Raw genomic sequence first — 9,958 nt, forward strand, 5'->3', positions numbered from 1 at the left:
GGCAGAGAGCAGTTGCAGCGGCAGGTGTTGACGGAAGACAGCGACGGCCAGTGGCAGCTGAGCAGCAACGTTGTCAATTGGAGCGTAGCGCGTGGCTGGTATATCGACTTGCCGGAAAAACTCGGCTACGCCGTCGGCAAGCTGCAGATCATCGACGGCGTATTGTGGCTGCTGACCTATGCCCCCGCGCGTGACAAGTCCTATCTCATTGCGATTGATTACAACAGCGGCGGCGCTACCAGTGACAGCGCATTCGGCGGCGATCTGAAGAATACCGCGGTGGCAGAAGTGCCCGCGTCCATCGTCACGCCGATATTCATCAAGCTGCCGGACGGCCGCAAGCAGCTGGTGATCGCCGGCCGCGACGGCTTGCCGCATGCGGTCGATATCAAGCCGGTGAACCAGCACCCGGTCCGGACCTGGCGCCAGCTGCCGGCGCCGCTGCTCGATCCTGGCTAGAAAGCAGCGCCGCATGGACAGGTACGGCCGACGCGGATTCACGCTGCTGGAGTTGATGGCAGTGGTGGCGATCACGGCCATCTTGAGCAGCATGGCCATATCCAGCTACGTCGAGCATGTCCGGCGCAGCGAGCGGATTGCCGCCCGTGCGGTGCTGCTGGAAGCCGCCAGCTGGATGGAACGGCGCTTCTCGGTACAGCACAGCTATCTCGGCGCCGATGGCCAGATCCCCGTCCTGCCCGCGGGACTGGAGCAGTCGCCCAGGAGCGGCGCCGCGAAACATGCGGTCAGCCTGGCCAGCGGCCAGACCCACGCCACAGCCTATCAGCTGCACGCGGCGCCGGTGGTGGCGGATAAATGCGGCACGTTCACCCTGGACCATACCGGCGCCCGCGGACTGATCGGCAATACCGCCCCGTTCGCAGAATGCTGGGGACGTTAAAAAGCCCGCTGACGCGGGCTTGTTTCAGGCGGAGTGGGACTCAGTCGTCGTCACGATGGCGACGGTGTTCATGCCACCCTTCCCGGCGACGCCATTCTTCACGGCGCCAATCGTCGTCGCGCCGCTCGCGCCATTCACGGTGTTCGCGCCAGCCCGGTTCGACATAGACCGGCTGCGGCGGCGGGTAATACACCGGCGCCGGCACATAGCGCGGCTCATATTGCACTACCGGCGGGTAGTAGGGTTGCGGCGGCGGCTGCACATAAATGCCGACGCCGACATTCACGCCGGCAGCCGCGCTGCCGCATGCACCCGCGGCGATGGCGCCAAACGCCAGACATGCTAAAAGTTTTTTCATTTGATTTCCTGGTTGCCAGTGCTTCCTGCGGCGAATTCGCCATTCCACAGCCTCAGTTTACGGGCTAGCGCGCGTCAATGTTATTCCGAGGGGCAACAAGTGTAACGTTAAGTAAATTATTGTGGCAAAAATTGATGCGGGTTAGCATGTCATTTTTCTGATTTGCCTTATTAGCATTGCCTCGCTGACAAGCGCATCGGTGCACATTCGGGAAATTGCCGCAAGGCGCACCCATAGGCGCTTGCCTGGGATAGCATGATCAAACCGCCACATAAAGGAAGCAGGCATGGGCAAAGGTCGTCTGGAAGCCTTCAGCGATGGCGTCATCGCCATCATCATCACCATCATGGTGCTCGAGCTGAAAGTGCCGCATGAAGCCAGCCTCTCGGCGCTATGGCTGACCTATCCGGTGTTCATCAGCTATGTGCTGAGCTTCATCTACACCGGCATCTACTGGAACAATCACCACCACATGCTGCACGCGGTGCAAAAGATCAACGGCCCGGTGCTGTGGGCCAATCTGCACCTGCTGTTCTGGCTCTCCCTGATCCCCTTCGCCACCGGCTGGATGGGGGAAAACCATTTCGCCGAAGTACCGGTCGCCCTGTATGGCGTGGTGCTGATGATGGCCGGGGTCGCCTATTACATCCTGAGCAGGACCCTGATCAAGCTGCATGGCGGGGACTCAGCCCTGGCCAAGGCCATAGGCAACGATTTCAAGGGCAAGATCTCGGTGGTCGGCTACGCCCTGGCGATACCGCTCAGTTTTGTGAGCCGCTGGATCGGGCTCGGACTTTACGTGGCGGTCGCCATCATGTGGCTGATCCCCGACCGGCGCATTGAAAAAGTGCTCAGTAGCTGAAATCCACGGCAGATTTTGTGATAGTAGGTCTTAGGGGGAACGCAATGCCGTATTCGCAGGCATTATCGATATATGAGGAGATTCTAGCCATCCAGTGCTATCTGCAAAGTGACAAGGCTATGAATGAATCTACTCACATATCGACACGCTGGTGCTGACAGGAGTAGCTATCTTAGCGAGCCAATATGACAGGCGTTTGACATTCAAGGCTCGCTGATAACAATATTTCGGCGAATTCGTTGACGCATATTTCTGGAGTCGGGCACGCGTCCATCGGCGCGTGTTGCAAATTAATGCACTTTATCTCCTAGAGATGCGGGATAATTTTCCGATCGCACGCGTCGCTGTGCATCACATTACCTGGATTTTCATGAATCACTTGGCATCACGCGTAGCTTTAGCCCTGATTGGCGTTTCCTTGTTTTGTAGCGCACAGGCCGGCGACGGCGCTACAACTCCCGACGTCCAGACCATCGTCCTGCTGCGCCACGGCGAAAAGCCCGAAGCAGGCCTCGGCCAGCTGAATTGCCAGGGTCTCAACCGAGCGCTGGCCTTGCCGCGCGTGCTCGAGGCGAAATACGGCAAACCCGATGTCATCTTCGCCCCCGATCCCGCCACCCAAAAGAAAGACCACGGCACGCGCTACGACTATGTGCGTCCGCTGGCCACGGTTGAACCCAGCGCCATCTATTTCGGCCTGCCGGTGAATGCTGCGATCGATTTTTCCAAGACCGACGACCTGCGCAACGCCTTGCTGGCGCCGCAATACCGGCGCAGCCTGCTGGTGGTCGGCTGGGAGCACAAGATCATCGAAAAGCTGGCGCGCCAGATCGTGGTGGAATACGGCGGCGACCGCGCCAGCGTGCCGCATTGGGAAGACAACGACTTCGACAGCATCTACCTGCTGCGCATCGTGCGCGATGGCGCCGGCGCCAAAATCAATTTCAGCGTCGACAAGGAAGGTTTGAACGACCGTCCCTCGACCTGCCCCGGCGGCTAAACCAGGAAAGAGACTCCATGATCCAACGTAAACCAGGCGAAGCAGAAGCCGCCGGCAAGAAAGCACCGAACGCCCAGACCGCCGCCTCCATCGCGCTATACAGCCTGCTGGTGTTACTGGCGCTGTGGGTCATGCGCGATTTCATCCCTGCCGTGGTGTGGGCCGGCGTCATCGCCATCGCCCTCTGGCCGCTGTTGCTGCGGCTGGAGACGCCGCATGCGTCGCGCAAGCGGACGATTGGCGTGGCATTGCTGCTGACCACGGCGGTGGCCTTGTTCGTGGTGCTGCCCTTTGTGCTGGTAATCACCCAGGCGGCGCACGAATCGCACGATTTCATCGAATGGTTCAAGCAGGCCGAGGCGAACGGCTTGCCGCTGCCCGGCCTGCTCGAGCACCTGCCTTTCAGTTCGCAGCAAATCACCGCCTGGTGGCAGGAAAACCTGGCCCGGCCTTTGCACGACTCACCCTTCATCAAGGGACTGCATGTCGAAGCAGCCGTCACCGCCGGCCGCCATTTCGGTGCGCTGGCGGCGCATGGACTGATCCTGTTCGGCTTCATGCTGATGACGCTGTTCGTGATGTTCCAGGCCGGTTCCAGGATGAGCGGCAACCTGGTCAAAGCGACCCGTCGCGCTTTCGGAGTCGACGGCGCCCTGCTGGCGCACCAGATGACGGCAGCCGTGCGCGGTACTGTCGCCGGGCTGGTGGTGGTCGGTATAGGCGAAGGCGCCCTGCTGGGCATCGCCTACGCCATCGCCGGCGTGCCGCATGCCACCCTGCTCGGCCTGCTGACAGCGATTGCCGCCATGCTGCCGTTCTGCGCCCCGATCGTGTTCTGCGGAGCTGCGCTCTGGCTGTTTGCGCAGGGCGCCTCTGTCGCCGCAATCAGCGTGGCAGTATTCGGTTTCGTCGTGGTCCTGGTCGCCGAACACTTCGTGCGGCCGCTGCTGATCGGCAGCTCCACCCGCCTACCCTTCCTGCTGGTCCTGTTCGGCATCCTCGGCGGCGCCCAGACCTTCGGCCTGTTGGGTTTGTTCATCGGGCCGGCGCTGATGACCGTGCTGACGGTATTGTGGCGTGACTGGGTAGGACAGGACTGAGCCCCTTCCCGATTATGGTCAGCTATGTAGCAGCGGTCGGATGAAGGCAGAACCGCTTTCGGTAAACAGCCAGCCCAGTGCACAGCAATTGAGCAGCACCGTCAGCCAAAAGACCGTCTGGAACGGCGCCTTCTTCGTTTTATGCCGCAGCAGCTTTTGCGCCAGCAAAGCTCCCGGCCAGCCGCCGAGCAAAGCCAGGATGTGCAAATTGTTTTCCTTGATGCGCCATTGCCTGCTTTGCGCCGCCGATTTGTCAATGGCGTAAGCGACAAAGGCCACCACGCTGGCCGCAAGATAGAGGCCGGCAAATGCAAACGGCAGCTTCCCCCAAAAACCGGCGAGCAGCAGCAAACAGCAAAACGCAGCAGCGAAAATGATCGCTAGCGGCCCCGATCTGGCAGGTGTCGGCTCAGCGGCAGCAGCGCCTGCAAACCGGACTTTGTCGGCGCGAAAGCGCCCGTTTTGTTCCAGGATCAGCTCATAGCTGATGAGATCCCCTTCGGCCGGCCGCCGGCTGCGGTCGGCAAACGCCTTGATATGGATGAAGGCCTTTTCGCTTTTCCCATTGGTGGCGACAAAGCCAAAGCCCTTGCCGTCCTTCCAGCTGGTGATTTTTCCTTGGTAGCGCATGGGGAGCCGATAGCTGAAATAGGTAAAAAAAGCCCGCCTGCCTTGCGGCGGCGGGCTGAATCCAAAACTTAGGGAGTGTTGGAGGAGACTTTACCGATATTGTGCCAACACACCGGATTTCAATATCTGTAGTGGCGATAAATCGCGAATGCGAAAAAGCCCACATTGCAGGAGTCATGCCGTTCAGTGAAAACCGAACGGCATTTTTATTTGGGGGAATTGGTAGGGTGGGCACTTGTGCCCACGCGGAATATCGGTCAATCGAGGAGTGCACTCAGCGTGGGCAGAAACTCTGCCCACCCTACGACTAATTTTTAGTCGCGTCAGATGAGCCAGTTGCTTGTGATTTAGTGCTCAGGTTCATGACAATCTGCAATAGTCCGCCGGCGTTTTGAATTACCGGCGCAGCAAGCGGTTCCTTCTCCATCAGCGCAAAGGGACCTTGACCGAAGTACAGTCCGTCAGAGACCAGGAAGGTCATCCTCACAATTTCTTTTGCTGGAGGCGGCAGGCGCTTTTTATCCCATGGTCCCATATTGTCTACCGCGGGAATCGCGGATGCCACCAGGGATTTTGCTTTCGCTTCGAGCTGTTCGACCCCAGCTTCAAATACGGCTAATTTTCCGGTGTGGTTGATGTAGCGGACACGGCCGTCCGGATAGGCTGCCAGCGTATCCAGGCCACCGGCAACAGGGACTTCGACAATAACGCCAAACAATTGGCGTGATGGTACCGGATGGCCGTGTTCCCGCAGCCAGTTGTAGGCAATGGCCCGGATGCGGCTTTCCTCATCCTGGTTTTCAGCGATATGTCGTATTGCTTCCACATCAGGCGGTTGGCTGAAGAGGGCAAGTTGCCAGTACGTCGGCGGCTCCCCGTTCTTCAATTCAAACAGCGAGAGATCGTCGCAGAAGAGCAAGTTATAGATGAAATTGATTTCTGCTTGCTTGTACGGCGCGGGAGAGCCCTGTTTGTCGAGACCGCTCGCCGAAGCGGCTACGCTTTTAAGACCAAGGAGCGAAGCTAGTTTGCGGAACATAAGAAAACCGTTGTCTAAGACAGTGTTAATAAAGCATCAAGCTGCGCGGAACGGAACGCGGATCGCAGAGTTTTACGATTCGGGCGCGATATTGGGTGATCCTGGGCTACTACCTATTTCCCGATACAAAACCGCGAAAAAATCACCCCCAGCAAATCATCCGGCGTAAACGCCCCGGTGATGCTGCTCAGCCGATCCTGCGTCAGCCGCAACTCTTCCGCGAACAGATCCAGCGACTGATCATTAACGCGATTGTCAATATTAGCGTGCTGATCGGCAATCTCCAGATGGTCGCGCGCCGCCTTCAGCGCAATCAGGTGCCGCTCGCGCGCCAGGTAGCGCGATTCGCCGGTTTGCTGCCAGCCGGCGATGCGCAGCAGTTCGGCGCGCAGCAGGTCGATGCCGAGATAATCGGTGGCCGACAGATAGATATGGGTGGCGTCGCCCATTACATCAACCGCGGGTTTGTGGCCGGACTGGTCGATCTTGTTCCAGATGCGGATGATCGGCGCGCTCTGCGGAAAGCGGGCGACGATTTTTTCGTCGGCCAGCGAAGGGCCATGGTTGGCGTCCAGCATGTGCAGGATGACGTCGGCCTTGGCCACCGCGGCCCAGGTGCGCTCGATGCCTATGCGTTCGACTTCATCGTTGGCGTCTTCGGCGTCGCGGATGCCGGCGGTGTCGATGATGTTGAGCGGGATGCCTTCCAGCTGGATTGTTTCGGTGACCTTGTCGCGCGTAGTGCCGGCGATCGGCGTGACGATGGCGACGTCGGCGCCGGCCAGCACGTTGAGCAAAGATGATTTGCCGACGTTCGGCTGCCCTGCCAGCACGATGTTCAAGCCATCGCGCAGCAAGGCGCCCTGCGCCGCCTGGCTGAAGACATTGTCGAGCGTGCTGCGGATGGTCGCCAGCTGGCCGCGCGCATCGGATTTTTCCAGGAAGTCGATTTCTTCTTCCGGAAAATCCAAGGTCGCTTCCACCAGCATGCGCAGATTGGTGACTTGCTGCACCAGCGCGTGGATCACTTTGGAAAACGCGCCAGACAAGGATTCCGAAGCCGACTTCGCCGCCGCCTCGGTCGAAGCTTCAATCAGGTCGGCCACGGCTTCCGCCTGCGCCAGGTCGAGTTTGTCGTTGATGAAGGCGCGCTGCGTGAATTCGCCCGGCTCCGCCATGCGCAAGCCTAGTTCCGCGCCGGCCGCCAGGCAGCGGCTGAGCAGCATCTGCAGCACTACCGGGCCGCCATGGCCCTGCAGCTCCAGCACGTCTTCGCCGGTGTAGGAATGCGGCGCCTTGAAATAGATCGCCAGGCCCTGGTCGATGACGCTGCCGTCGGCGTTCTTGAACGGCAGATAGGTGGCGTGGCGCGGGATCAGCTTGTTTTCCGCAACGCCGCAAACGGCTTCAATGACGGGACCGAGATGCTTGCCGGAGATGCGGACTACGCCGATGCCGCCGCGTCCGGGTGCGGTGGCGATGGCGGCGATGGGAGAGGAATCGAAAGACATGGAATTATTCTACGAGGGTTGTTGGATAATAGAAACAGCGACAAGCAGAAGCCAACAAAAAAGCCCGTGAATTCTTGATTCACGGGCTTTTTTACGACAATCGATGTAAACCAATTTAAATCGATTTAGGCTTTCGCAGGACCAGCACCCATCTTGCGGGTAATCACCCATTGCTGCGCAATCGACAGCACGTTGTTGGTGACCCAGTACAGCACCAGGCCCGACGGGAAGAAGAAGAACATGACCGAGAAAATCAGCGGCATGAACATCATCACTTTCGCTTGCATCGGATCAGGCGGCGTCGGGTTGAGCTTGGTCTGGATGAACATCGAGACCGCCATCAGTACCGGCAAGATGTAGAACGGGTCCGGTGCGGCCAGGTCGTGGATCCAGCCGATCCACGGCGCATTGCGGATTTCGACGCTGGCCAGCAGCACCCAGTACAGCGAGATGAAGACCGGGATCTGGATCACGATCGGCAGACAGCCGCCGAGCGGGTTGATCTTTTCGGTCTTGTACAGCTCCATCATGGCCTGGTTCATCTTTTGCGGCTCGGACTTGAAGCGCTCGCGGATCGCGGTCATCTTCGGCGTCACCAGCTTCATCTTGGCCATGCTGCGATAGCTCGCCGCCGACAATGGGAAGAACGCCAGCTTGATCAGCACGGTCAGGGCGATGATGGTGAAGCCCCAGTTGCCCAGTACTTTATGGATCTGCGTCATCAGCCAGAAAATCGGCTTGGCGATGATGGTCAGCCAGCCATAGTCCTTGACCAGTTCCAGGCCAGGGGCAACCGCTTCCAGGTCGCTCTGGATTTCCGGACCGGAATACAGGCGCGCATCCATGGTGACGCTGGCGCCTGGTGCAATCGTGCCCAGCGGCAGAATGTTGCCGACCGCGTACAGGTTGGTGGCGATCTTCTTGGTGAAGATTTCGCGCGGCGCCTTGTCTTGCGGGATGAAAGCGGAAACAAAGTAGTGCTGGATCAGGGCAAACCAGCCGTCGTCAGACTTGGTAGCGTGTTCAGCTTTGCCGCTTTCGATCTTGTCGAACGGGAATTTCTGGAACTTGCTGCCTTCGGTGTACACCGAAGCGCCGGTGAAGGTGTGGACGAAACGCTGTTCGCCTTCAGGCGCGTTGCCGTCACGCACCAGCTGCAGGTACAGCGAAGGCGAGACCGGAGCGCCACTTTCGTTGGTGACAGTGTGCTTGACGTCGATCGAGTAATCGCCGCGTTTGAAAGTGAAAGTCTTGGTCAGCTTGACGCCGCCTTCAGTCGATTCCAGCACCAGTTGCACCTGATTGCCGTTGTCCAGCGTACGCACGCCAGGCAACGCCGTGAACGGCGACTTGTGGTTAGGGAAAGGACCGCCGATCAGGCCGGTTTCAGCCAGGTAGGTGCGGGTCGCGCTGGAGTCGAACAGCACCAGGTTCTTGGTCGGATCGACCGTATCCTTGTGCTTCAGCAGTTCCAGGCGCTTCAGTTCGCCGCCAACCGTATCGATGTCAGCCTTGACCACATCGGTAGTGATGGTGATGACTTCGCCCTTGGCGTCGGCTGCGGTGGCAGGTACGGCGCTGGCGGACGGCGCCGGAGTACCGGCTGCGCTAGCCGAAGCCTGCGGCACATCAGCACTGGCGCTGGCGCCGGCAGCTGCATTGGCAGGGCCGCTAGCGGCAGGTGCGGTTTGAGCGGTGCCCGGGAAGAACAGCGACGGTTGGCCGTTATGGCGCTGCCATTGGTCCCAAAGGAACAATAGCGACACCGAAAATACAACCCACAGGACGGTACGTTTGATATCCATAAGAGTATTTATCTATGATTCAGGAATGGCTGCAACCGCACGACCGGCTAGCGGATGCGGGTTTGGCTGCAGATGGAGATGCGGATGACTGGTGCGGCGGCACCGGATCGAGCCCGCCGGCGTGCCAGGGATGGCATTTGCACAGGCGACGTCCGGCCAGCATGCTGCCCTTGAGGGCGCCATGCGTCTGGATTGCTTCGGCTGCGTAATCGGAGCAGCTGGGATAAAAACGGCAATTCTGTCCCAGAAACGGGCTGATGCCCAGTTTGTAGAGTCGCAACAGGAACAGTAGAGGCATTTTCATGACAGCTTTTTTCCCTTCTTCTTCCGGCCTGCCGTCGCCGTACATATACATATAGTCAGGCTGGAACAATACAAGCCCCAAGCCATAACTGTCGTTACGGCTTGCCGGCCGCCGGGCGTTGCGAGGCGAACAGCTGCTTGAGCTCGCTCAGCAATTCTCGCTTCAGGCGCGCAGTGGTAGCCGGACCTGCCTTGGTGTTTACCGGTTTGGATAAACGCACAATGCAGTCGATGGGCGGCAATGGTGTCAGGCGAAACAGCTCGCGCGTAACCCGTTTGACCGTGTTACGCGTCACAGCGCGCGGCGCCAGCCGCTTCGCCGCCACCACGCCCAGACGGGCATGCGGCAGCGTGTTGCGGCGGGTGTACAAGACGAAGTGCGCTGTTCTATAGACAGGGCGCAAACGAAAAACGGATGAAAACTCATCCGTTTTAACGATGCGCCGGTC

Annotated in this window: 12 protein-coding genes; 5 read left to right on the forward strand and 7 right to left on the reverse strand. The window is 59.3% G+C overall.

Translation table 11 applies throughout. From position 1 onward, the window contains the following. Together VNZ65_RS05340 and VNZ65_RS05345 are read left to right on the forward strand one after the other, a co-directional pair. The coding region (locus VNZ65_RS05340) for a hypothetical protein (RefSeq protein ID WP_325666801.1) at nucleotides 1-459 on the forward strand (459 nt) is incomplete at its 5' end. A 13-nt stretch (nucleotides 460-472) separates the two neighbouring features. Further along, the gene (locus VNZ65_RS05345) at nucleotides 473-901 is read left to right on the forward strand and encodes a type IV pilin protein (protein WP_325666803.1); all 429 of its coding nucleotides are present in this window, start codon (nucleotides 473-475) and stop codon (nucleotides 899-901) included. Between the two features lie 40 nt (nucleotides 902-941). On the opposite strand, the gene VNZ65_RS05350 is transcribed toward VNZ65_RS05345, so the two are convergent. Continuing rightward, nucleotides 942-1,259: a hypothetical protein gene (locus VNZ65_RS05350; protein ID WP_325666805.1), complete on the reverse strand. Its 318-nt coding sequence runs from the start codon at nucleotides 1,257-1,259 to the stop codon at nucleotides 942-944. A 286-nt stretch (nucleotides 1,260-1,545) separates the two neighbouring features. Here VNZ65_RS05350 and VNZ65_RS05355 point away from each other — a divergent pair, with 286 nt between their 5' ends. The 3 genes from VNZ65_RS05355 (at nucleotide 1,546) to VNZ65_RS05365 (ending at nucleotide 4,221) form a co-directional block, all read left to right on the forward strand. Beyond that, nucleotides 1,546-2,121, forward strand: coding sequence for a TMEM175 family protein (locus tag VNZ65_RS05355; RefSeq protein WP_325666807.1), 576 nt, complete (start codon nucleotides 1,546-1,548; stop codon nucleotides 2,119-2,121). A 370-nt stretch (nucleotides 2,122-2,491) separates the two neighbouring features. Continuing rightward, the gene (locus VNZ65_RS05360; RefSeq protein ID WP_325666809.1) at nucleotides 2,492-3,121 is read left to right on the forward strand and encodes a histidine phosphatase family protein; all 630 of its coding nucleotides are present in this window, start codon (nucleotides 2,492-2,494) and stop codon (nucleotides 3,119-3,121) included. Nucleotides 3,122-3,138: 17 nt separating this feature from the next. Beyond that, on the forward strand, nucleotides 3,139-4,221 hold the full coding sequence (locus tag VNZ65_RS05365; RefSeq protein WP_325666811.1) for an AI-2E family transporter: 1,083 nt from the start codon (nucleotides 3,139-3,141) through the stop codon (nucleotides 4,219-4,221). A gap of 18 nt (nucleotides 4,222-4,239) precedes the next feature. Here the strand turns inward: VNZ65_RS05365 and VNZ65_RS05370 are convergent, their stop codons facing one another. From VNZ65_RS05370 to rnpA, 6 genes are all read right to left on the reverse strand, one after another. Continuing rightward, nucleotides 4,240-4,851: a DUF1294 domain-containing protein gene (locus VNZ65_RS05370; RefSeq protein ID WP_325666813.1), complete on the reverse strand. Its 612-nt coding sequence runs from the start codon at nucleotides 4,849-4,851 to the stop codon at nucleotides 4,240-4,242. Nucleotides 4,852-5,158: 307 nt separating this feature from the next. Beyond that, nucleotides 5,159-5,890, reverse strand: a complete 732-nt coding sequence (locus VNZ65_RS05375) for a hypothetical protein (RefSeq protein ID WP_325666815.1) — start codon at nucleotides 5,888-5,890, stop codon at nucleotides 5,159-5,161. 113 nt (nucleotides 5,891-6,003) lie between these two features. Further along, on the reverse strand, nucleotides 6,004-7,401 hold the full coding sequence (gene mnmE / locus VNZ65_RS05380) for a tRNA uridine-5-carboxymethylaminomethyl(34) synthesis GTPase MnmE (RefSeq protein WP_325666817.1): 1,398 nt from the start codon (nucleotides 7,399-7,401) through the stop codon (nucleotides 6,004-6,006). Nucleotides 7,402-7,526: 125 nt separating this feature from the next. After that, the gene (gene yidC, locus VNZ65_RS05385) at nucleotides 7,527-9,206 is read right to left on the reverse strand and encodes a membrane protein insertase YidC (protein ID WP_325666819.1); all 1,680 of its coding nucleotides are present in this window, start codon (nucleotides 9,204-9,206) and stop codon (nucleotides 7,527-7,529) included. Between the two features lie 19 nt (nucleotides 9,207-9,225). Beyond that, nucleotides 9,226-9,510, reverse strand: coding sequence for a membrane protein insertion efficiency factor YidD (gene yidD / locus VNZ65_RS05390; protein ID WP_325666821.1), 285 nt, complete (start codon nucleotides 9,508-9,510; stop codon nucleotides 9,226-9,228). A 94-nt stretch (nucleotides 9,511-9,604) separates the two neighbouring features. Next, a partial coding sequence (gene rnpA / locus VNZ65_RS05395) for a ribonuclease P protein component (protein ID WP_325666823.1) occupies nucleotides 9,605-9,958 on the reverse strand: 354 nt, incomplete at its 5' end.

The sequence above is a fragment of the Collimonas sp. genome, assembly GCF_035566555.1.
Taxonomy (GTDB): domain Bacteria; phylum Pseudomonadota; class Gammaproteobacteria; order Burkholderiales; family Burkholderiaceae_D; genus Collimonas.